Origin of the sequence: Litchfieldia salsa (assembly GCF_900104555.1) — a bacterium.
GTDB classification, from domain to species: domain Bacteria; phylum Bacillota; class Bacilli; order Bacillales; family Bacillaceae_L; genus Litchfieldia; species Litchfieldia salsa.
Window position 1 is genome coordinate 158,369 of record NZ_FNJU01000009.1, and the last position, 22,081, is coordinate 180,449.

Genomic DNA, 22,081 nt, shown 5'->3' on the forward strand with positions numbered 1-22,081 from the left:
TCCACAAAACAACATAGCTAGATACTTTTATAGCAAACCCAAAATCTCTCTATTCTTTTGGTCGTTTTCCCATAAAGATCATATTAAAAAATCCCTAAAAACTTCTTTCGACCAATCTTTGTTGGAGAATCCGCATAAATCATTTTTGCCTCTTTCACTAATTCAGCATTCTCACGAAACATATAAATGAGATCCATTCCATACTCTTTTTCTAATTCAGTCATCGCATCTCTCATCTTAAAACTTCGATTTGTCACATTATGTGCATCAGATGCAAGGAAATGAGTCAGGTTTGAATCAATGAGTTGATAGGAGAACTTTTTTATTTTCTTTCCGAAGTGTCCAGTTATACTTCCTGCTGTAACTTGGGTATATGCACCCTTTTTCACAAGGTTATATAAAAGGTCCGGATTTTCAATGATTTCAGTGTTTCGTTCTGGATGAACGATGATTGGTGTGAGTCCTTGTAGCTGAATATCAAACAAAAGCTTCTCTGTATATCTTGGCACGTGGTTTGATGGTAATTCGACAAAGATGTATTTCCCCGTGTTATTAAGTGAGAGTAGCTGTCCTGTATGATACCCCTCTACCATTTCTCCATAAATTCGAGGCTCCTGCCCTGGAAGGATGGTTAGTGGTATTTGATGTTGGACTAATTCTTGGTTAAGCTTTTCAACTTCTTGTAGGATTTGGTTCTTATTTGTTTCATACCGTCCACTATGATGATGAGGTGTGGCAATAATAGATGTAATCCCTTCTTCAACAGCTAATTTAGCCATCGAAAGACTATCATTTAAGCTCTTAGCACCGTCATCAAGACTAGGAAGAATATGACAATGGATATCAATCATGATGCTCACCTCTATGTCTCATAACTTTTTCAAGATAATTGTATTTTTTACAACTGTATCCTTTGTTGGATTTCACTACCATTTTGGGGCTCGAAATTAATAGTATCATAGAAAAAAAAGTCATGAAACGGGGTTATTTTGTCGAATCATGACTTTTTGTATCTTTTTGACTATTAAATTGACATATCCTTGGTAGTTAACTCGAACCATAGTAATAATAATATTGGCTATCCTTCGCCTTTTTATTATTTAAGATCGCTCCGATTAGCTTTCCTTTTGCACTCTCAATTAATTCCTTTGCCTTTAATGCTGCTTCATTCTCCGTTCTTCCGCTACTCGTTACTAGAACGACACCATCACATTTGTTCGCTAAGATTTGGGCATCTGTTACCGCAAGCACTGGAGGTGTGTCGAAAATGACAATGTCGAATATCTCCGTTATTTCTTCTAACAGCTCTGCCATTCTTTTTGAACCTAATAGCTCTGATGGATTTGGTGGAACTGGTCCACTTGTTAAGACAAATAGATTTTCCTGCTCGGTTTCGCGAACAGCACGATCAAAGGTTGATTGTCTTGTTAACACATTCGACAAGCCTGTATGATTTTCTAATCGAAAAGAATAATGTGCAGTTGGCTTTCTTAAATCCGCATCTACTAATAACACTCTTTTCCCTTGCTGAGCAAAGACAACTGCGAGGTTATTGGTCGTTGTTGACTTCCCTTCCGCAGGACCAGAAGAGGTAACCATAATCTTCTTCATTTCATGATCCACTGATGAGAATTCAATATTTGTTCGTATTGTCCGGAATTGCTCCGCAATCGGTGATTTCGGATTCTTGAGCGATACTAAGCTACGATTTTGTGCGGCAAATTGCATTTTACGAGTATTCTTATCACGAGCCAATGGTTTCACCTCTTACTGTACGTTGTTGTGGTAGTTTACGATCTAATCCTTCTGCTGCAAGATCAATTTCCGTAACCGCCCCTAAGACTGGTATTCCTAATAACTTCTCAATATCTTGTTCTGTCTTAATCGTGTTATCCAAGTATTCTAATAGAAACGCTAGTCCCACTCCGATCATCGTTCCAACCATTAAAGCAATCGCCATGTTTAAAGCTGGTTGTGGCTTAACTGGTGCAGGGTTCTCTGCATTTTCAGCTTCTGCTAGAATACTTACATTATCTACATTCATAAGCGACTTTATTTCATCTTGGAAGACAGTCGCTGTCGTATTTGCAATATCAACCGCTTTTTGTGGATCTTCATCCTCAACGGTAATCTTGACAACCTGTGAATTACCTTCTGCACCAACCGAAATTTGACCATTTAACTGACTGGTTGAACGTTCAAGATCTAATTCTTCTTTTACTAATTCTAGTATTGCTGGACTTTTAATAATCACAGTGTAGGTAGAGATCAAATCTAGGTTTGCTCTAATATCTTGTTGATTAAACATTGCTTGATCTGACGCTTTTTGACTGACGAGAATTTGCGTAGAAGATTGATAGATTGGGGTGATTAATAGATAACTTGCAACACCAGCCACTCCTGTTGTAAACGCCGCTAAGATGATAATCATCCAAAGACGCTTTCGAATCGTCTGAAATAACTCTTTTAAACTAATCGTTTCTTCCATTTTGACCTCCGGTGATATGTATATTTGAATTGCATGGAAAACTTCCTAATAACTTACAATGCCCTCATTATAAATCAATCCACTGATAGATATCTACAACAAACGTCAAATTCTCTTATAAACACTTACATTATTTGCAGAAAATGTCAGTGGAGAGATTTTATTTTAATATAGGTTTTAGCAGGAAACGCAAGGTTGTTAACGCTTACATTACGGCATGTAAACTTTATGAAAAAATTTTCAAATCCTTCACTTCACTATAAGTAAATTAATTCCACATTTACACAACCTTATTCCTAGCGGTTTCTCTTAAGCGATTTAGCAACTCTACAAATAGTACTAAAAACCGACAAAAGATAGGTATATATTCCTATTAACAACTTACAAATCCTGTCGATTAATATAGTAGGTAAGTCTCAAACGAAAAGGCAAAGTCACTGAAAGGTGATGACGCAAAACAGAGGGGCTAAAGTCTTAGTACCAAGCCGGCCCTGTTACCGAATATGAGGAGGATTAGGACATGAGCCATGGATTTCTAACACCAGAACAAGCAATCTTAAAAAAGCAGAGAGAGAAGCTACTATTCTACCTTTCACTGCCAATCATCTCAATTGCAGTTGGATTAATCATTACATTTGTATTAAGCAGTTTGTAGTAGAGTGGAAGATTCCTTGTGGGGAGTCTTTTTTTATTGGATGGATTTTGAAGGTTTCGTTGTTTCCTTCGTTATGAAAGACATTGTTGAGCTTGTTTTACTACATTTTGTCTTTCAGCTGCCTTATGAAAGACATTTTATTGTGCCCCAGCTATATTTTGTCTTTCAGCTTGCTTATGAATGACATTTTAATCGTGTTCAGCCACATTTTGTCCTTCATCTAGCTAAATTTAGTTTAGTAGATTTTGTTTAATAGTTAGTTCACAATACTTTCACAAGGGATTGAGCTGATTCTTGTCGAATGTTATCGAATAACATTTTTAATGGAAGGATGGATGTTTGTGATTGCAGGGGCCAGGTCAGAGATCATATTGATCCCAACAGAAAAAGGGAGAATACGTGTGGATATTTTCAATATCGATAATCAGTTTGAGGTTTATGCGAGAAATGACCATCGTATGGTTGTTGAGCGTGGAAAGGTTAAGACAGAGTTAATTCAGGCTGCATTAGCTAGGTTAGATCGGAAGTCTATGGATTGATGCTACACTACCCCTAACCATAATAATCATTAGGGGGGATTCTTTACCACGTGGGTAGAGCATATAGGAGCTATAGTAATACTCTAAAATAGGGATCTATGAAACCTTGTTTAAGAGCACTTTTAGAATAATCTTATCTAACTCTTCACTCAAACGGATTGTTTGCGGCGAGTTTAGTCCTTCTTTTAAACCACACTTTATCAATTTCAATCTAAGTTTCTCTATATCTTTATAGATCTCTTCAGTAATCATTTGATCATTTTCTCCTAGATGTGATTATTTATGACTATCTTACATAAAAATACATGGAAATAAAATAGGAATATTGTAGGATAAACATCCTATATAACTTATTACCCTCATAATTTGTCGAAAGTTATTTACTTTTGTTTAATCTATTTATTTTATTACTATGTGCAATCACCTTTTGTATTAATTTCTCCTTTATTTGTTCATCAAGACAATCTTTAAGTAGCGTTTTGTAGTACTTAATATGTAAGGTATGCCAGATGATGAATACACGTTTTAACACTACAGATCACCCCAAAATCATAAGAAGAATAAGTTCATCATGTACGTTTAATAGATATCGGCGAAAAATGTCGAAGTTTTAATAGGTCTATTTTCACGTTTTAGTCGAATATTTATTCAGTGGGAAGAATAAAATGAGCGATTAGGGAATTTATGTTAGCATTAGAGGAAACGATGACTTACAATAATTGGAGATAAGTAAGTATTGGAGGGTTAATGATGGTTGTTGAAGATTCTACTAGTCCACTGAATTTCATCTTGGTATTAGGTATCGGTATACTGTTAGTGCATGCGTTCGATATCATCATCAGAAAACGGTTAAAGGTCGAGAGAAAAAAGTTCTTTTCATACAACTATGTTAATGAAAAACATAAGAAGATTGACATTACAATTAGAATTATCGCAGCAGCTTGTATTTTGTTAACAATCCCCTTAAACATGACGAGAGCTCCTGGAGATGCGGACTTATATTTTCAACCATGGGTGATCATTATTATTTTTCTTTCTATCACTGAAATAGTTAGAGCCGTTATGGAACGAAAGTATGCAGAAAATCCTAATGCATTTAAAGTCACCATTAGTAATTATTTATTTTCCTTCACCATATTTGCACTCGTATTATACTTAACGGGCTTCTTTAAATTATTATAAATTACTTGGGAGTATCACACTCCCACTCTATTTTGGTAAAATATAACCAAACAAAACCACGGAGGCAATACATGAAACTGAATAAAATCCACCACATCGCCATCATATGCTCAAACTACGAAAGATCAAAAGAATTCTACGTACATACGCTAGGTCTTACAATCGTGAAGGAAACGTTTCGTGCTGAACGAAATTCCTATAAATTAGATCTTGCGGTAGGAAACGAGTATCAGATCGAACTATTCTCCTTCCCTAACCCAGCTGAAAGACCTTCCTATCCTGAAGCACGTGGGTTGCGCCATCTTGCATTTGAAGTGGATGACCTCGACTCAGCCGTTAGTGAACTTGAGGAAAAAGGGATTGAAGTTGAACCGATTCGAATTGATGAAATCACGGAGAAACGCTTTACCTTTTTCGCAGATCCAGATGGACTGCCGTTAGAGCTTTATGAAAAATGATATACTTGATATCCTATTGCTGATTTGCGATAGGATTTTTTGTGCGTTGTATGTAAAATGCAAATAGGCGGAGGTTTTCTGGTTATTTTCAGAATAGAGCTTTGGTCGGAGGAAATAAGCGGATTTTTTCCGGCTAAGTAAAGAAATACAACCCATATTCACTTTTTATAAGATAATAGGAGGAATCTTTCCTTCTATATTAATCGTTTCTCAGTGCTTGTTCCTTATAAGGGAAGGTTCTCCGCTTAATTTATCGAACCCTGTCGATTTTGAACTTGAGGAAAAAGAAATGGATGTTGACCTGAGAATTTTGGGAAACGCTTTCCTTTTATGGGAATTACTGTGTGAAAGCCTTTATATTCATAGGACTATTCCCCAATTTCCAAAAAAATTTTATTTTATAGTAGTCGGTAATCTGATAGTATATGAATTATACTTTTTCAAAAAGGAGACCACTATATTGAACAATAAACGGTTCTATGAACTAGATTCGCTTAGGGGTATAGCGGCAATATCTGTAGTTTTTCATCATTGTTTGCTAGCTTTTAGCGTTTTCTTATTGGCTCACAAACACACCGCTGTAGAAAACATCTTCTTGAATATTTTCACATATTCACCTTTGCATATTTTATGGGCTGGTCATGAAGCTGTTATCCTATTTTTCATATTAAGTGGTTTTGTGCTTGCTTTAGCTTTTCTTAAAGAAAATAAACCAACTTATCTAACATATATCATTAAGAGATTTTGTAGGATCTATTTACCTTATATCATTACCATTTTTGTATCTATAGCCCTTTATTCTTTCTTAGGGCAAAATGACAATAAACAGTTAAGTTATTGGTTTAATGACATGTGGTCAAGTCCAGTCACATTTGAGACCCTTCTACATTTTTTACTAATGACGGGTATTGATACACATAATATAAATACCGTTACATGGACACTTGTGTTAGAACTAAGAATCTCTATTATTTTTCCATTTTTAATGTATTTTATTAATAGATATTCATTTACACCGTTGTTAACCTTCGGTGGTTTGGCATGGGCCTTAATCTATCTAGGCACAACTTATGCTTCATGGCATATCAATAATGGAATGATTGCAACATTTTTGGCTGTTTTTGCACAAACTGTTTACTATACGATTTTCTTTATTCTAGGGGCTCTTTTAGCAAAGTATTTGGATGTTGTGATTGCTTTCTTTAAACAAACGAGAAAAGCATATAAATACGTACTAATGACGCTTTGTATCATCCTTTATACGATTGAATGGAACTTTCCAGTGCTTGGGCAATTGAAATATGCCGGCAACTTTGTCGCAAGTAAATTTATTATCGATTTCTTTATTTCCGTAGGAGTCATTATTTTATTCGTATTTGTCATATCAACCAAGGAACTTAAAACTTTCTTAAATAAAAAATCATTCCTTTTCCTAGGGAAAATTTCATATAGTTTATATTTAATTCACCCTATTGTGTTATTAGTGTATGTATTTTTCTTTCAGAATTTATTACCACTTTATTCTATCATCATAGTTGTACCATTGCTTTCAGTCTTACTTTCAGTTGTTTATTATCAATATGTTGAATTACCTTCAATGACTTTAGGGAAAAAACTAACGAGTATTAAGCTACTAAAAGTAAAAGTGAAAATGGAGAAATCAGCTTAGCCTAGAGTGTCAGTTTCCTTTTTGGAATTGATGCTCTTTTTTATTGGTGAAGGGCTGATGGCTGGGGTATCTGCGTGCTGCTGCTTTTAAAACATGCAGGCTGAATGCACTCCGCGTCGGTGGGTGACAAGTAGCCCGCTGGAGTCTCCGGGTCTTCAGCCTGCTTGTAAGTAACATTTTAATGGTTTGTCTAAACATCATATATTTACAAAAATAAGCGGAGGGTTTCCGGTTATTTTTCAGAGGAAGGTTGGTTTGGTGGAAATAGGCGGAGGGTTTCCGCCTAAGCAGAGAAAAACTATTCATTTTCACTTTTTTTGAGCAAATAGGCGGAATGTTTCCGTCTATCTAAGCGATTTACTGTGCTAGTCCTAAATTAAGGGAAGTTTCTCCGCTTATTTATTAAACCAGTTTGAATTCGAACCTAAATAGTCTCAAAAAATCCTATTGCTGACCCGCAATAGGATTTTTTCATTTATAAGTTTATTTTATAACCAAGAAGCACCAACGATGATTAATAAAATGAACAATACAACGATCAATACGAATGGGTTCATACCACCAACTGGAGCTGCTGCAACAGGAGCTGCGTAACCATATCCACAATGCATTTTTACTTCACCTCCACTCTAGTCACTTTACAACATATGTAGAGGGTGAGCATTATGACTAGACGTTTGACCTAGAGATACGAGCCTATTTTTGTTTGGCGCAGCAGAGAATCAAAACTTTGACTCTTTTCTAAAAGAGTGTTAATTTATGCAAAATTACTAGCACTAGTCGATGGAACGTAAGGTGTGAGACTCCTGTGGGATGCGCAGGACTGATGAGACCCTACAGGAGCTTGCAACGAAAGGTTCAGCCCTACACCAAGGATCACACCTGGAGTGGAAATCGACTACTACCTTCAGGTAACAGCACCTTTTACGTGGTTACCCATTATGTTAAATAATCTTCTTCACCTGATATTGCTCAGGGGCCATGTGATCAGAAAGGGATTGAATTGAATCAATCAGGGTATCTAACTTCGTCTCAATTCGATGAAGAAGATAGAACGTGACGATGATCGGAAATCCGATTTCTTGAATAAATGGAATCCATTGCTCCATAAGGTTGCCTCCTTTCTATTTGAAATGCGCAAGGCGCCTCGTTCAGCCCCGACAGGCATAAGGCGAATCACGCAGGAAACCTTGGTTTCTGAAGTGATTTGACTTATGACCCCGAGGGGCTAGGCGCCTGGAGCTAGACACGATAACAAAGTTTACTATTTACCAATTTTAATTATTAGAAAAAGCCCATCCCCCACAGACTGTCGTCATGATGTCTTAGGGGACAGACTCTTATGATAAATGCTTATTAACCAATAACCACTTCTGTTACATTTCGCTCAACCACACGTGCTCCGCGCTTGTCAGTGAAATCACCACCAGCTGAGTAAAACACGTTTGATGCGATAATTGCGTCCATTGCTGATGCTAATGCAACTTGGTCTACAGGCTCGATTGGGTTTTCGATTGTTACCTTCGCAATTTTTCCATCAGCTGTACCAAAGCTCATTTCTAATGTTTTTGCCATATAAGGTCCCTCCTTTCTTCATTAATTCATAATCCAAATTTAGATCAAGTCATGTGAATCATTACGAACGAACCCCGCGTTCTTCAGGCTTTGAAGACCTAAGATTGCTGATGCCGCTGCGAAAAGCTGTTCAGGTGTAGAAGTTGTTTTCACGTTGTAGTTCTTGTTCTTGTACTTCATTTCACCCTTCTCATCGACACCAAGCTCAAATACTAAACGTAGTTGTGAACTTGCTAAGAATTGCTCTGCCATGTTTACCACCTCCTTCACACTAGTTATAGGGTTGGAGGTGGAAAAAGGGTTATTTCATTTAAGTTTTTTTATAAAGGCTGTTTTCATATGAATTGTGCTATGGAGACGTAGCCAGTGAGCCTCCTCACAGCATAACTCCTGCGGGGCCTAGCTTTGGCCACTTGTCCCGCAGGAGTCTACGTGTATTCAGCTCGCTTGTACTACCGTTTGATTAATGTCTAATAGTCTCCTTGATTCTTCTAATAAGCTTGTGAACTCGGCCAAGGATTTTGGTTTTATTATTTCAATGGATGACGCACGAGAACCGTCCCTATGCACCACCCATGCACCGTTTAAAAACGCCCATGGATTAGGCTTTTTCATTAAAAAAATTTTTTTGTTTACAAATCTAACTTTTATAACATATAATCCTGATAAGAATACTTAGGATTAAGGGTGGCGGAGTAAAAATGAATAAGCTTATTGTTTTTTCAATCATTGGTTTTCTAGCACAACTTGTTGACGGTTCTTTGGGGATGGGTTTTGGTGCCACATCCGCTTCATTATTACTAATGTTTGGCATAGCTCCAGCCGTTGCCTCCGCCTCCATTCATATGGCTGAGATTGCTACAACAGCAGCTTCAGGAGCATCTCATATTTGGTTCAAAAATGTTGACCGGAACATCTTATTTAAGTTAACAATTCCTGGAGCTATTAGTGCATTTGTTGGAGCAGCATTTCTTAGCAGTATACCAGCAGATAAAATAAAACCTTTTATTTCAATCTTTCTTATCCTATTAGGCATCTATATTTTAGTAAGATTTCTGTTCTTTAATCATTCATCATCTAGTGACCAGTCCAAAACTTTCTCAAAAAAATTTATGACTCCATTAGGGTTAGTTGGAGGATTCTTTGATGCTGTTGGCGGTGGAGGATGGGGACCAATTACTACTCCAATTTTGCTTTCCAGAAAAGGGATCGCACCTAATAAGGTGATTGGAACAGTTGCTACTAGTGAGTTTGCAGTCGCCGTATCAGCCACATTAGGATTCGTTTTGTTCCTAGGTGTAGAACACTTCCAATGGCTTTGGGTTGCTGCCTTCATGATTGGGGGAGTTATTGCCGCACCAATCGCAGCATATCTAGTAAGAATCATCCCTTCTTACATGCTAGGGGTTTTAGTAGGAGGCTTAATTATCTTTACAAACTCGATCACATTAATTAAAACCCAAGGTTTATCTCATTCCTGGGCAACATTATCCTATGTGGTTATATTTTCAATATGGATTTTATCCATTTTATATCAACTGAAGAATCGTAAGAATTATATTACGCTTGAGGGTCAAGTTGAATAGGCAACAGGGCTTGGGTGGAATTTGAAATGTTCGACCAGGCAATATAAAATTCCCCTGACAAAGAGGTATTGTTTAAAACGACGGTACCTTTTTTCTATATTCAAAAAAAGACCCCAAAAGAGGTCTTTGATTATCTATCCTATTAAAATCTGTATGCTGTACCATCATCTGGTACTAAAACATTAGACGAGATTCCTTGTTCACTAGCAAAGCCCTTTAATTCTTCTCTGGATAATGTCCAATGATTAACAGCTTCCATATGAACACAAATGATCTTTGCATCTGGAGCAGCCTTGGACACTTCATAAACATCCTCTTTCCCCATGACTAGTAATCCGCCTTCATGGAACTGATTTGCTCCAGCATTCACTACAATCACTTCTGGCTTATGTGTTCTGATCACTTCTTGAACACCCTTATACCAAACTGTATCACCTGCAACATATAACGTCTTCTCCTTATTGTGCTTAAACACAACACCACACACATCTCCTGCAAGCTTTAAGATTTCTCCTCTTCCATGCTCACCCTTTGTTTTCACTAAAGAGATTCCTTCAAAGACTGTGTCCTCTTGTAAAATCTCGATATTGTTGAAACCTGCGTCTTGAATTCTAGTCGCATCCTTTTCATTTTGGACAAATATTTTCAGATTCTTCGGCAATACCTCTACCGCTTTTTCATCCCAATGATCAGGATGTGTATGAGTCACGATCACTGCATCAATACCCTCAATAATCTTGTCGATCGATATTGGCAATTCTACTAGTGGATTGTTTTGGTCCTGTCTGACTGAATTTGGGATCGGGGGATATGTTCCTTTTTCCGCTAAATACGGATCAATTAAAAACTTTATCCCTGCAAATTCAACAATGATTGTTGCATTACGGATTTGCTGTATATTCATATTAATAAGCTCCTTTTATTTGTAAATTCCTTCGAACAGTGTATATTCTATACTATGAACAATGACGGATACATAGCTTAAATAAAGTCTTTTAGCGGTTTTACTTTATTTGTGAAAGGAGTTAACGAAATGTTAGATCATACAGATATGCTGATCATAAATGAACTATCCAAGAATAGTCGGATGACGATGAAAGAACTGGGTGAAAAAGTCCATTTAACTGGACCAGCAGCTTCAGCAAGAGTGACGAAATTAGAGGAACAAGGGGTCATTGAGGGCTACACCATTACCGTTAATCAAGTTAAATTAGGGTATCATATACATGCTTTTCTAACCATTATTACTCAAAGCATGAATCATAAACCATACTTAGCATTTATCAAAACGCAGGAAGAATACCTCGTGCGAAACTATAAAATCAGTGGAGATGGTTGTTACCTTCTTGAATGTAAATTTCCATCTAATGAAATAATGAGTCAATATTTAGAAGAGTTAAACGAGCATGCTAACTATAAATTATCCATTGTTATTAGTTAGAACAGGGGACGGTTCTCGCGCCCCATTTCTGCTCTTGTTTATGATTTAAATAAATGAACCTTCATCAAGCGTAATCTTTTAAGTGATTTTCCACTGAGACATCGGAACCGTCCCCAAATTTAAAAACCCCACCGAGGTGGAGTTAAGATTATTGGTTACGATGATCTTGAAAATCCATCGCAGCTGCTTGAGCTTGTTGAAGCTCTTGTTGTGCTTTTTGAACATCTTGCTGTTCCTGATTTACCTGCTGTTGAGCTTGATATAAGTGTTGGCTTTCCGTTTGAACCTTTTGTTGAGCTTGTAGTAGCTGCTGATTTTCTGTTTGAAGCTTCTGGAACGCCTGTTGAACCTGTTGCTGTAATTTCTCTAATTGCTTAAGTTCTTGCACATCTGATGTTTGATAATTTTGCACCTGCTGTTGTGCAAAATAAACTGCTTGTTCTGCTTCCTCTAATAGCCCCTCAAGATCGTTCGATTGAGCATTTGCCACAGCTTGTTCTGCTTGTAAAACAGATTCTGCAACGGCAGGTAATAATAATATTTCATCTGACTGAGTCATGGATTGCGACCTCCCAATAATGTTTAATATGTTTATGCAGGAATTAAATATGGTTGGGTCATCCGAAAATAATCACTCTAATTCTTAAAGACCTTTCGAAATTTTATTTTCCCCAACCAAGTGAAAAATAATCAAAACAGATCTATTCTACTGACCCTTGTTTGGATAACATTTCAAGGTAGTAAAATAGAGACCAATGGAAATAATAATCCTAATATTTATGGTGCACGAGAACCGTCCCTGTTTGACATGCCTGAGGACCGCCACGCTTGACATGAAACCAAAAGGTGTTATATTGTATAAAACGAAACCAAATGGTTTCACTTTACTCAAAAGGAGAAATGAACATGGAAACATTACAAGATATTAAACAAACAGTTGTATTTGAAGCACCTATCCAAAAGGTTTGGGAGACAGTATCAACTTCTACAGGAATTGAATCTTGGTTTATGCCAAATGACTTTGAGCCTAAAGTTGGACATGACTTTCATATACAATCCCCATTTGGTCCATCACCTTGTAAAGTATTAGAAATCGATGAGCCAAACAAAATTTCTTTTTCATGGGATACAGACGGCTGGATTGTTTCCTTTTTACTTAAAGATTTAGGTGAAAAGACAGAATTCACACTTATACATAGTGGCTGGAAGTCTCCAGACGTTGTCCTTCCTAAAGCGAACGAGAAAAGCTCTGTTATCCGTGAACGAATGAATCATGGCTGGGTTGGCATCATTAGTGGCCTTCAAAAGGTTGTTGAAGAATAAGTGGGAGCTGCAAAGCATGATGTATTTCAAGCGATTGCTGACCCCACTAGAAGAGAAGTCCTCCGTTTACTTGCCAACAAAGAACTAGCGATTTCAGAAATAACATCTCATTTTCCAATTAGTCGTACTGCCATAGCAAAACATCTGCAAATCCTATCAGAAGCGAATTTAGTCACTGGAAAAAAAGTTGGCAGAGAAAAGATCTATCACCTGCAGCCTGAGCCCTTAACTGAAGTAAAACAATGGCTATCCTACTATGAACAATTTTGGAATAACAAATTGTCTATTCTTAAACATGTGGTTGAAAGTCCGGATGAAAATGGGTTGAATTAATTAAAAAAGATCGTTAGAAGACAAGGTCTACATACACCACAACGATCCAAAGGGGCAAAAATCAATGAAAATTATTGTTACCAGTCTATTCGTGCAAGACCAAGACAAGGCACTAACATTTTATACAGAAATTCTAGGTTTCGTAAAAAAGCATGATGTTCCCACAGGAGAATTTAGGTGGATCACCCTTGTTTCACCCGATGAACAAAACGGCACTGAGCTTTTGCTTGAACCAAATCAACACCCAGCCGCTAATGAGTATCAAAAAAAGATATTCGCAGAAGGCATACCAGCAACAATGTTCGGTGTTCCAGATATTCGCAAAGAATATGAACGATTAGTGGAAAACGGTGTGAAGTTCACAATGGAGCCAACAAAAATGGGTGAAATCACAATAGCAGTATTCGACGACACATGCGGAAACTTAATTCAGATGATGGAGACCAAATAAGCATCCATCATAACAGCACCCTGTCCTACATCTAGGACAGGGTGCTGTTTTTGGTGCATAGGGACGGTTCTCGTGTTTCATTTATCAGGGTTTGGGTTTGAACCTTATTTTGATTTAAAACTCAAATTCAGCAGAGAAAATGGTGCACGAGAACCGTCCCCGTGCACCCGAGCCCTCGACTTTTGTCATTTTTAGCAGAAAAAAAGGAGATTTCGTCGATTATGGAGAATTAAACTAGAAATATGTGGAATTTACACAAATATATAGGGGTGTTCATGTGAATAAGTGGTTAATTGGTTGTATGGCTTTGTTTGTAATTACTGGATGTGGAGTTCAGGAAAAAGTAGCTAAGGATGTAGATTCACAAGCTACAGAGGAAGTCGCTACTGAGGATACAGAGGTAGAAGCGGTAGTTACGGAAAATAGTGAAGACCTGAACAGTACAGAGATTCTTCAGAACGTGGTTGATCAACTAAACACCATAACAAGTGTTCAATATGATTTCATTAACTATGAAGTCGAAAATGATGAAGTTCAAGAAGAATGGTTTGAAGTCCATACGATTAATTTTGAACCATTTGTGTATCAAATTGAATCAGAGGAAGAGGGAGTAGAAGTAGAATATGTAGGGAATACAAAGGAGTTATATGTACGCTCTGCAGACGATCCAGATACCTGGTATGCTTTTCCGAAAAGCCAGACCCCGATCTTGACGTTCAATCTATTCCATTATGGATATAAACAGGCAATCGAGTATATGATGGGAAAAGATACAGTTGAAGTGATTGATCAAGGTGACTACTACGAGGTAAACTATGAAGAAACTAGTCAGGTGAATAAGATTCGTTTTGTGAATGAAAATTACTCAAATCCAGACATATTAAACGAGAAGATTGTATGGGATAAGAGTACAGTGTATCAGAATTTGGGAGTTGATAAAGAATCTGGACTACTTACCTATGATAATACTTACATTAACGTCGTATATGAAAAGAATGGTAAGGAAATAAACAGAGAGTATGTCATGGAAACGATGTATCATAGCTATGATGAAAATGAAGACCTCCTTTTACCTGATAGCAAATCCGATAATGTAATCCAGTTAACAGAAAGTGATTTGGAGTAGGATCAAACGATTGAATCTCTCAAAAAAATTATCCGCTTTAATAGGTGTGCAATTTTTCTTCTAAGGTTTAAAAACCACCAGAACCCGCCATACTAATTACTACTATTTTAGTAGTTAGGTGGCGGTTCTCATATATAAAAAAATACTAGTCGGGCTCACTCTTATCATCACAGCATCAAGTCTCATTCTCGCAAACAAGCATTATCATCAAAAACTAGAGACAATTGCTGAGAATAGTAGAAAAGCATCTGCAGTTGTAGTCAGAGAAGAAACATTGGTCAATAACTTTATGAAAGATACCACATGGGTCTCTTATGGAATGGTAGATCAATTGATTGAAGGCAAGGTGCTCTTACAGCCTTCGTTCCTTAAAAATGTTGGAATGGAGCTCAAAGGCGATTTAGAAGGAACGATTAAAATTGCGAAAAAAAGTGAGTAACTTTTAATTAAAAACTGTTTTCTTGTTTTAAACATAAAGTATTAAAATGTAGTTACAAGCAGGCTGAATACACGTAGACTCCTGCTCAGATCAGTGGCCAAAGTGAGACCCCACAGGAGCATGCGACGAGGAGGCCAACTGGTCACCCGCTGGACGCGGAGTGTATTCAGTCTGCGGCTTTAATAGCAACATTCCCTTTAATTAAATATGTTCACTTAAAAGGTATCGTTTGAAATGGACGATGCTTTTTTTATAAACAGTTTCTTGAATTCAGGTTCTGTCAGAAGAAGTATTTAAATTTATATATAGGGAAAAAATAACTACCACTTCTTCATTTTTAAGGAATGGTAAAATGTATCTTTTAATTAATGGTCTATACCTACTTGCAGGATTTATATGGGGAGATTGGAGAAACTGGAGAACTTATTATCCAACGATTCTCTTCTATATCCTTGGAGATTTGCTATATAATTTTCTACTCTATAATAAACCCATGTGGCTTTTTCACGATGCTATTATACCTGATCATACTCTGATTACTATTTTAGCAATGACTGTCTCCTATTCTGCCACCGTTTTAATTTATCTAGGAAGGTTTCCTGAAGAGTGGTACAAACGTTTCCTATGGTTTTTATTATGGTTTGTAATCTATATGACAATTGAATTTGTAAACAGCAAATTAGGCTTTATCACCTATCACAATGGATGGAATATTTGGTGGTCTGCCATGTTTACAGCCTTGATATTTTTCATTTTACCCATTCATCAGAAAAAACCACTGTTTGCTTGGGCCTTATCAATTGTTATTATCATCACTCTATTAACCATTTTTGATGTTAAAACAAGTAATTGGATATAGCTACGCTTTTAAAATCCAGAATTTCTTTTAAGGGCGTAGGTTTTATATTACTCTCTTTTGAAAGAGACTTATCAAGTAATTATGAACAGAACTGTGAACATTACTTTTTCGATAAAGTAATTGACTATAAAAATCAAAGTTTTCATCATGAAAAGGAATCCCGACAAATTCCTCATTCTCCTTTATACTGAATGCAGGTAAAAAGCCAATTCCCCATTTATTTTGTACAGCTTTTTTTATTGTCTCTATACTACTTAGTTCCATAGAGAGTGTAAAATCTATATAGTTTCTTTCCAATTGTTTTAATAAGTACGCTCGATATGTACATCCTTCCTCTGTTAGAATAATCGTTTCACCTTGGAAGTCATCAACCGTAATAAACGTCTTTTGTGTATAAGCATGATTAAGAGGAACAACCACTTTCATTGTTTGTTTCTTTAAAGCAAGACTGTTGATTCTTTCCGAATTAAATGGTTTATCAATAATCAGTCCAAAATCAAGTTCTTTATTATACAGTTTTTGAATGATGACTGCTTCTGTATCAGGGATGATCTGTACCATCACATCCGGATACTTTTTCTTAAACTCAGCAAGAATAATCGGTAATTCATAGATTGCTAACGTTTCAATGGAACCAATTCTTACTGTTGTAACCTCTTGAGTGTTCAATCGTTGATGGGATTCTTCATACAATGCCAGCATTTTCTCTGCATAGCTATAAAGAAGTTCTCCAGAAGGGGTTAGTTTCATTGCCTTCCCATGTCTCTCCAGCAAACGTGTTCCTCCATAGATTGCTTCAAGTTTTTGAATATGAGTGGTAATGCTAGACTGTGCGTAGTCCAACACATACGCAGCTCGCGTGTAGTTTCCACTTTTCACAACTTGAACAAACGTTTTGAAATATAATAAGTCCATCCCTTTTCACACTCCTACTATCAATAATATTGATAGTATATATCAAGAATCCTCTGATTTATTAATCTTTTTTCACCTTATACTTATAAAGAGATAGATAAGGGAGGAATTAGTTTGAAAAGTGAACCGAAATATTCATTGACTTTGAACATCAAGCCTAGTGAAACAGAGATCGCATATGAGCATTTTATGAAGAAATTATCATTCGAAACGGATGTAGCAGATTTATTAATCGATTTAAAAAAGGGGTATAGCGGCATTACAGTTATTGATGTTAGAGATGAATTATCTTATCAAGAATGTCATATTCCACAAGCTATTTCTATGCCAGGAAATCAAATTACCGAAAAAACAGTAGAAATGCTATCAAAAGACCAAGTGATAGTTGCATATTGTTGGGGACCAGCTTGTAATGGTGCAACAAGGGCATGTGCCAAACTTTCAAAATTGGGTTATAAGGTTAAAGAATTGATCGGCGGGCTTGAATACTGGAGGAAAGAAGGAGGAGATGTAACCGGCACCTTAGCAGAAAATGCTCCTCTATATTGGACATATAAACGTTAGGGATAAAGATAAAAAGTCGTATAGACTTGAATTCTAGTTGGCTGGATTCAAGTCTTTTTTACACTCAATGCGTTCGTACAATGATTAATTTTCTATCATCATTGTTCTTACCTTATCCATCGGGAGAACATTCGCAAAACGATTATTCCATATTTTATAATGATAAAACTCATAAAGCTTTTCGCCTGACAAATACTCATTATCAAAAGTTGAATTTGTTTGTTCTGGAATAATGACTTTATACCCATGGTCAAACGCACTCTTCAAAGTTGCATCAATGCAATATTCTGTTTGAAGTCCTGCCAATATAATCGTATCTATTTTTTGTGTTTCCAAATATTCCTTTAAATCCGTTTTGAAAAAGACACTATTATAATGCTTTTCAAAAATCCTTTCACCATTATTAGGTGCTACTTCATGATAAATCTGCCATCCATCAGTCCCATACTCTAATTCTTCTCCCACTCCATCATCGTGTCGTACATATAGCACTTCTATATTAGAATTTCTTGCAAGGGAAATAAGTGCTTTAATATTACTAATTACTACTTCCTCATTATATGGATGCTCTTTTACTAATCCTGTTTGAACATCTACGACCAACAAAGGACAATTTCTCATAAAAGGACTTCCTTTCAAAATTTTATGTATAACATCTTATTTTACTATAAAACACTATGTCGAAATATCTTTTGTTCTAGTATTCTAGCTCCTTGGTTTTTAGTAATAAAGGTCCTCCTTCTTACAGATCTCCCCGTAAGCGTCAATAATTTCCTTCACAAAGTGCCCACTGGATTAGTCCATCCACTTTAAATGATTTAATTTGTCACAGCTTTTTACTTCTGACATCCACTTAATATTCCCTGCAAATGATTCTGAGCATTTAAATTCAATTTGTTTTATTTGTTTTCCAAGGATACACTCAATAAATCCTGAATAATCCCTTGTTTCATCAGCATTAGGGGAAGAACCATAAAAATTCAAAAGTTTATACTTATAGTTTAAATTTGGCATTCTGTCAAATACACGAGTTGAAAATGCATCTTTTAAATTTACATAAGTTAAAGAATCCAGTCCCCATCGTATTGTTATTTCTCCGTCTGGATACATAGCTTTTACCCTGGCATATCTTCCAATATCATCTTTTAAAATCTCTAGGATTTCAAACTGCGGTAACTCACGATTACGTGTCATTATTATTCATCCCTAAATATATTAGACTTGGCCAAAATGCTTGTCTTTTAGTGTTCGAATTTTTCATGAAGGAAACCCATCTTAAAGTAAACTGACCCGATAGTAAAATAACGACTGCTACTATTCAGCAATCGCTCCCCGTTATCTTAATAAACCACTTCAAGGAAATCTTTTGATAATGCACCCAAAAACAATGTTCTCCCATTATTATCACAAATTTCTATTTCAAAATGGTTATTAACGTAAACTTCTATTATCGTACCAATTTGCCCTTTAATAATACCTTCAGCTGGGTAATCCTTTGTAATTCTAACCACATCAAATTGTTTCACTATACCAACCCCTTGTTCAACTTTCGCTTCGTGAGTGACATAATAGAGATACCTGAACCTTTGACTTAAACGTGGGATCTCTAAATTAGCGGAACCCTACCGTTACTTTGAGGACATTGGTTTTTTTTATAATTAAAATTGATGTAAAATTATGATGTGCAGTGACCTTTATTCAATTAAATAATATTTGTTAGCCATTGCCCAGCAATAGTTTCTACCCATTCTTTAAGGGTATTACAGTTTTCTATTCGATAAAGTGTGTATTCAGGATAGTGATGAAATGGGTAAATATGATTAAAGGCATGATCATGTGCATACATTAAAATTTCCCCAGATTCTTTATGGTACATTGTTACATTACCGTTTGCTTCAACAGCAAATGTGATGTAATCTCTAGGATTTATCTTTATTTCTATTCCTTCATCCTTACAATACTCTTCAAATGACTCTTCCCAACCATTAATACCAACCTCGGCATTTTCATAAGGTAAAGCATAATTAAGATTACATAACCACGTATCTACTGGCTCATTCCACCTTTCAGTGATACCACCGAAGTTTCGCAGTAACAGTACATGATCTGGATGAAGTGACTTCTTTATTTCTTTATCTTCTAACTCTAATGATTCGTTACATAACCATCCTAGTGAATTGTTATCTTTATCATACCAACCAAATAGTTCATAACGTTGCTCTTCGTATTTAATTGTAGTTATTCTAGCTTTCTTAAGAAGCTTCGTTAATATTGGATACTTTTCTTCAAATTCAAATGAAGCGTGAAAAGTTCGTTGACCAAGTAGAATGATTTCTTCTGGTTTTCTAAAAAACCAAGTTATCTCTGATTGAAAATCTTTTAAATCCTTATTCATTTTTTCGATACCGATGTACCTTTGACTTAAACGTGGGATCTCTAAATTAGTGGAACCCTACCGTTACTTTGAGGACATTGGGTTTTTTTATAATTAAAATTGATGTAAAATTATGATGTGCAGTGACCTTTATAGTGATTCCGACTTACTGGAATGGGGCTATAATTAGACCTCTAATATTGATGTGAGGCACTCCACTTACAAATAACCTATGGCACTGCACTATAAATTAATTACCTAAATCCAATCCTGTATTTTTTACAGGATTTTTTGTTTTTTTAGGAGGATTTTAAGGCTTTATGTCGTATTTTTTATTTTGTTTAAAGGACTATATTGGAGAAAATCAAAAACAATATCATATAAGCAGTTGAAACTCTACCGTTGGTTGGAGCTAGGAAACTAGACTCTTGTGTTAAATATGAGATTTAATATCTGGCGATATAATCCTGACATACTACGCTGGGCACAAAGCTCTAACAGAAAGTTGGATAGTCAGATATGTCATACTGCGACTTGGAGGAGAAATGATGAACACTACCATTACTCCATTTAGTTATGGAAATGACACGCATAAAAGCCATCAAGGGCAGCGTAAGTTTTATCAATTTTATGTTGGTATTGATATTGGGGCAAGCTTTCACGTTGCGTCCTGTATTCCATTTGATGCATTCTTAGACCCTAAAGGTATTGCTTGGAAAAGGACGAAGACAATGAAATTTAACTCCGATAGTGTTGGAATCGCTGAGTTTTTAAACGCCTTAGGAAAGATTGAAAAACAATTCTCTCTTACCCAAAAAGACTTTTTAATTCTTTTGGAACCAACAGGCGGACACTATTCTTACCTAGTACAGCAAGTGTTATTAAATGAAGGTTATGAACTATTTCAAGTTGAAAATAGAGCCGTTGGTGAGTTCCGTAAAAATAACTTAGGAATCTCTGAAAAAACTGATTCAATGGATGCCAAAGTAATGGCTTACATGGGGTGGCATAAGCAATTACATCCACATATGCAAGGTGTAACGCTTATTAGACCTCAATCAGTCCTTCAATCCTTGTTTCGAACAGTAATGAGGGACAGATGGTATATAAACGTCCAACTAACTCGACGAAAGAACCAAGTTCAACAGCTTTTAAAAGTAACTCATCCTGATTTAAATAAAGCTTTTAAGAGCCTATCTAGCACGTCAGTTTTGAAGTTAGTCTTAGAGTTCCCTACGGGACTTCATATGAAGGAAGCCACAGCAGAAGAAATATATAATTTTTTATTGAAAGCTGGTGCAAAAAGTGTGGCTAAACGAGCAGCTAACATATTAGCTGAAGTGATGCCTAACACTATTGCAGTTCCAGCTGAACATCTTGTAGAAAGACAAAAATGGGTTATAGAAGAAGCCCTACGTCTCGAAGAAAGCATCAAGCTAATTGACAAAGAGATTCATAAACTTTTATGGGGCGACCCTGACAAAGGTTTAGATTCTCACCCATATACAGAAATCTTAATGTCCCTTCCTTTTGTGAGCGAAAACATCGCCTGTACACTGATTGGGGTCATAGGTGATATTGAAAGATTTAATACATATAAAGAGTTCAAGAAATATCTAGGTGTATCTTCGGAAAACAAGCAGTCTGGAACATCGGTAACTGGCACTAGACAGACATATAGCGGAGTTAGAGATGCCAGGAGAGTCCTTTATCAAATCGCTTTAATTATTTTAGCAAATGGACAAAAGCATCCTACCGTCTTCAAAGCATACTATGACCGTAAGGTAACTGAAGGAATGAACAAGAAAAAGGCAATTGGGCATTTATGCGGTAAAATAGCATCACTTATTTACACAGTCCTAAAAAACAAAGTGAAATATGATCCAATCACTCACGCTAAAGCTTGTGGCGTAGAGTTTAACAATCTTTATATTAAAAATAACAAGGAAAAAACTAAGCTAACAAATTGAAAAATAGAGTTAAAAACACAAAACCCTAAGTGCTTTAAAAGAGCAAAAATCACCTATTATTAATTAAATTTTAGGTGATTTTTCATCTTTAAAAATACTTTCTTATTTGTTAAAGCACTACACTACGTTTAAGT

The 22,081-nt window shown here is 36.1% G+C and carries 30 protein-coding genes and 1 riboswitch; of the genes, 15 read left to right on the top strand and 15 right to left on the bottom strand.

Going from position 1 to position 22,081, the window contains the following annotated elements; all coding sequences use genetic code 11:
- Window positions 1-83: 83 nt before the first annotated feature.
- From BLQ56_RS16630 to BLQ56_RS16640, 3 genes are all read right to left on the bottom strand, one after another.
- The gene (locus BLQ56_RS16630) at window positions 84-851 is read right to left on the bottom strand and encodes a tyrosine-protein phosphatase (RefSeq protein ID WP_090856850.1); all 768 of its coding nucleotides are present in this window, start codon (window positions 849-851) and stop codon (window positions 84-86) included.
- 196 nt (window positions 852-1,047) lie between these two features.
- A complete protein-coding gene (locus BLQ56_RS16635) occupies window positions 1,048-1,755 on the bottom strand; it encodes a CpsD/CapB family tyrosine-protein kinase (RefSeq protein WP_386756478.1) in 708 nt (235 codons plus the stop codon).
- Window positions 1,745-2,488: a YveK family protein gene (locus BLQ56_RS16640; protein ID WP_090856853.1), complete on the bottom strand. Its 744-nt coding sequence runs from the start codon at window positions 2,486-2,488 to the stop codon at window positions 1,745-1,747. Before BLQ56_RS16640 ends, BLQ56_RS16635 begins: the two co-directional genes overlap by 11 nt.
- Before the next feature lie 417 nt (window positions 2,489-2,905).
- A riboswitch (cyclic di-GMP riboswitch) is annotated at window positions 2,906-2,990 on the top strand.
- Between the two features lie 18 nt (window positions 2,991-3,008).
- Between BLQ56_RS16640 and BLQ56_RS24125 the strand changes: the two genes are divergently transcribed.
- Together BLQ56_RS24125 and BLQ56_RS16645 are read left to right on the top strand one after the other, a co-directional pair.
- On the top strand, window positions 3,009-3,143 hold the full coding sequence (locus tag BLQ56_RS24125; protein ID WP_274380244.1) for a hypothetical protein: 135 nt from the start codon (window positions 3,009-3,011) through the stop codon (window positions 3,141-3,143).
- A 335-nt stretch (window positions 3,144-3,478) separates the two neighbouring features.
- Window positions 3,479-3,682 (top strand): hypothetical protein, encoded by a 204-nt coding sequence (locus BLQ56_RS16645; RefSeq protein WP_090856856.1) that lies wholly within the window; start codon window positions 3,479-3,481, stop codon window positions 3,680-3,682.
- A 96-nt stretch (window positions 3,683-3,778) separates the two neighbouring features.
- On the opposite strand, the gene BLQ56_RS16650 is transcribed toward BLQ56_RS16645, so the two are convergent.
- Window positions 3,779-3,934, bottom strand: a complete 156-nt coding sequence (locus BLQ56_RS16650) for an aspartyl-phosphate phosphatase Spo0E family protein (protein WP_090856859.1) — start codon at window positions 3,932-3,934, stop codon at window positions 3,779-3,781.
- A 498-nt stretch (window positions 3,935-4,432) separates the two neighbouring features.
- Here BLQ56_RS16650 and BLQ56_RS16655 point away from each other — a divergent pair, with 498 nt between their 5' ends.
- The 3 genes from BLQ56_RS16655 to BLQ56_RS16665 all read left to right on the top strand — a co-directional run bounded on the left by BLQ56_RS16655 (window position 4,433) and on the right by BLQ56_RS16665 (window position 6,991).
- Window positions 4,433-4,864, top strand: a complete 432-nt coding sequence (locus BLQ56_RS16655) for a DUF4181 domain-containing protein (protein WP_090856862.1) — start codon at window positions 4,433-4,435, stop codon at window positions 4,862-4,864.
- Between the two features lie 71 nt (window positions 4,865-4,935).
- Window positions 4,936-5,322, top strand: coding sequence for an SMU1112c/YaeR family gloxylase I-like metalloprotein (gloA2, locus tag BLQ56_RS16660; RefSeq protein WP_090856865.1), 387 nt, complete (start codon window positions 4,936-4,938; stop codon window positions 5,320-5,322).
- A gap of 460 nt (window positions 5,323-5,782) precedes the next feature.
- A complete protein-coding gene (locus tag BLQ56_RS16665; protein ID WP_175490355.1) occupies window positions 5,783-6,991 on the top strand; it encodes an acyltransferase family protein in 1,209 nt (402 codons plus the stop codon).
- A 488-nt stretch (window positions 6,992-7,479) separates the two neighbouring features.
- Here BLQ56_RS16665 and BLQ56_RS23765 read toward each other — a convergent pair whose 3' ends face one another.
- From BLQ56_RS23765 to BLQ56_RS16685, 4 genes are all read right to left on the bottom strand, one after another.
- Window positions 7,480-7,602 (bottom strand): YjcZ family sporulation protein, encoded by a 123-nt coding sequence (locus BLQ56_RS23765; RefSeq protein WP_090856870.1) that lies wholly within the window; start codon window positions 7,600-7,602, stop codon window positions 7,480-7,482.
- Window positions 7,603-7,935: 333 nt separating this feature from the next.
- A complete protein-coding gene (locus tag BLQ56_RS16675) occupies window positions 7,936-8,100 on the bottom strand; it encodes a YvrJ family protein (protein WP_090856873.1) in 165 nt (54 codons plus the stop codon).
- A gap of 247 nt (window positions 8,101-8,347) precedes the next feature.
- Window positions 8,348-8,566, bottom strand: a complete 219-nt coding sequence (locus BLQ56_RS16680) for a DUF2922 domain-containing protein (protein ID WP_090856876.1) — start codon at window positions 8,564-8,566, stop codon at window positions 8,348-8,350.
- 39 nt (window positions 8,567-8,605) lie between these two features.
- A complete protein-coding gene (locus BLQ56_RS16685) occupies window positions 8,606-8,818 on the bottom strand; it encodes a DUF1659 domain-containing protein (protein WP_090856879.1) in 213 nt (70 codons plus the stop codon).
- Between the two features lie 449 nt (window positions 8,819-9,267).
- Here BLQ56_RS16685 and BLQ56_RS16690 point away from each other — a divergent pair, with 449 nt between their 5' ends.
- Complete coding sequence (locus BLQ56_RS16690; protein ID WP_090856882.1) at window positions 9,268-10,152, top strand: sulfite exporter TauE/SafE family protein; 885 nt, start codon at window positions 9,268-9,270, stop codon at window positions 10,150-10,152.
- Window positions 10,153-10,294: 142 nt separating this feature from the next.
- On the opposite strand, the gene BLQ56_RS16695 is transcribed toward BLQ56_RS16690, so the two are convergent.
- Window positions 10,295-11,056 (bottom strand): MBL fold metallo-hydrolase, encoded by a 762-nt coding sequence (locus BLQ56_RS16695; protein WP_090856884.1) that lies wholly within the window; start codon window positions 11,054-11,056, stop codon window positions 10,295-10,297.
- 129 nt (window positions 11,057-11,185) lie between these two features.
- On the opposite strand from BLQ56_RS16695, the gene BLQ56_RS16700 reads away from it, so the two are divergent.
- Window positions 11,186-11,593 carry an Lrp/AsnC family transcriptional regulator gene (locus BLQ56_RS16700; RefSeq protein ID WP_090856887.1) on the top strand — a complete coding sequence of 136 codons (408 nt, stop codon included), beginning with the start codon at window positions 11,186-11,188 and terminating at the stop codon, window positions 11,591-11,593.
- Between the two features lie 148 nt (window positions 11,594-11,741).
- Here the strand turns inward: BLQ56_RS16700 and BLQ56_RS16705 are convergent, their stop codons facing one another.
- On the bottom strand, window positions 11,742-12,152 hold the full coding sequence (locus BLQ56_RS16705) for a hypothetical protein (protein WP_090856890.1): 411 nt from the start codon (window positions 12,150-12,152) through the stop codon (window positions 11,742-11,744).
- A 347-nt stretch (window positions 12,153-12,499) separates the two neighbouring features.
- Here BLQ56_RS16705 and BLQ56_RS16710 point away from each other — a divergent pair, with 347 nt between their 5' ends.
- From BLQ56_RS16710 to BLQ56_RS16735, 6 genes are all read left to right on the top strand, one after another.
- Complete coding sequence (locus tag BLQ56_RS16710) at window positions 12,500-12,916, top strand: SRPBCC family protein (protein WP_090856893.1); 417 nt, start codon at window positions 12,500-12,502, stop codon at window positions 12,914-12,916.
- On the top strand, window positions 12,917-13,249 hold the full coding sequence (locus BLQ56_RS16715; RefSeq protein WP_090856896.1) for an ArsR/SmtB family transcription factor: 333 nt from the start codon (window positions 12,917-12,919) through the stop codon (window positions 13,247-13,249). It abuts the gene before it with no gap.
- 64 nt (window positions 13,250-13,313) lie between these two features.
- A complete protein-coding gene (locus BLQ56_RS16720; RefSeq protein WP_090856899.1) occupies window positions 13,314-13,700 on the top strand; it encodes a VOC family protein in 387 nt (128 codons plus the stop codon).
- Between the two features lie 277 nt (window positions 13,701-13,977).
- Complete coding sequence (locus BLQ56_RS16725; RefSeq protein ID WP_090856901.1) at window positions 13,978-14,826, top strand: hypothetical protein; 849 nt, start codon at window positions 13,978-13,980, stop codon at window positions 14,824-14,826.
- Window positions 14,827-14,944: 118 nt separating this feature from the next.
- Window positions 14,945-15,265 (top strand): hypothetical protein, encoded by a 321-nt coding sequence (locus BLQ56_RS16730; RefSeq protein ID WP_090856904.1) that lies wholly within the window; start codon window positions 14,945-14,947, stop codon window positions 15,263-15,265.
- Between the two features lie 352 nt (window positions 15,266-15,617).
- Complete coding sequence (locus BLQ56_RS16735) at window positions 15,618-16,124, top strand: CBO0543 family protein (RefSeq protein ID WP_090856907.1); 507 nt, start codon at window positions 15,618-15,620, stop codon at window positions 16,122-16,124.
- 42 nt (window positions 16,125-16,166) lie between these two features.
- Here BLQ56_RS16735 and BLQ56_RS16740 read toward each other — a convergent pair whose 3' ends face one another.
- The gene (locus tag BLQ56_RS16740; protein WP_090856910.1) at window positions 16,167-17,039 is read right to left on the bottom strand and encodes a LysR family transcriptional regulator; all 873 of its coding nucleotides are present in this window, start codon (window positions 17,037-17,039) and stop codon (window positions 16,167-16,169) included.
- Window positions 17,040-17,153: 114 nt separating this feature from the next.
- Here BLQ56_RS16740 and BLQ56_RS16745 point away from each other — a divergent pair, with 114 nt between their 5' ends.
- Window positions 17,154-17,603, top strand: coding sequence for a rhodanese-like domain-containing protein (locus tag BLQ56_RS16745; protein WP_238457300.1), 450 nt, complete (start codon window positions 17,154-17,156; stop codon window positions 17,601-17,603).
- An 84-nt stretch (window positions 17,604-17,687) separates the two neighbouring features.
- Here the strand turns inward: BLQ56_RS16745 and BLQ56_RS16750 are convergent, their stop codons facing one another.
- The 4 genes from BLQ56_RS16750 to BLQ56_RS16765 all read right to left on the bottom strand — a co-directional run bounded on the left by BLQ56_RS16750 (window position 17,688) and on the right by BLQ56_RS16765 (window position 19,998).
- Complete coding sequence (locus BLQ56_RS16750) at window positions 17,688-18,224, bottom strand: cysteine hydrolase family protein (protein WP_090856913.1); 537 nt, start codon at window positions 18,222-18,224, stop codon at window positions 17,688-17,690.
- 174 nt (window positions 18,225-18,398) lie between these two features.
- The gene (locus BLQ56_RS16755; RefSeq protein ID WP_090856915.1) at window positions 18,399-18,797 is read right to left on the bottom strand and encodes a hypothetical protein; all 399 of its coding nucleotides are present in this window, start codon (window positions 18,795-18,797) and stop codon (window positions 18,399-18,401) included.
- Between the two features lie 146 nt (window positions 18,798-18,943).
- The gene (locus tag BLQ56_RS16760; RefSeq protein WP_175490356.1) at window positions 18,944-19,129 is read right to left on the bottom strand and encodes a DUF4926 domain-containing protein; all 186 of its coding nucleotides are present in this window, start codon (window positions 19,127-19,129) and stop codon (window positions 18,944-18,946) included.
- A gap of 176 nt (window positions 19,130-19,305) precedes the next feature.
- The gene (locus BLQ56_RS16765) at window positions 19,306-19,998 is read right to left on the bottom strand and encodes a hypothetical protein (RefSeq protein WP_090856921.1); all 693 of its coding nucleotides are present in this window, start codon (window positions 19,996-19,998) and stop codon (window positions 19,306-19,308) included.
- Window positions 19,999-20,525: 527 nt separating this feature from the next.
- Between BLQ56_RS16765 and BLQ56_RS16770 the strand changes: the two genes are divergently transcribed.
- Window positions 20,526-21,947, top strand: coding sequence for an IS110 family transposase (locus BLQ56_RS16770; RefSeq protein WP_090853000.1), 1,422 nt, complete (start codon window positions 20,526-20,528; stop codon window positions 21,945-21,947).
- Window positions 21,948-22,081 lie beyond the last annotated feature (134 nt).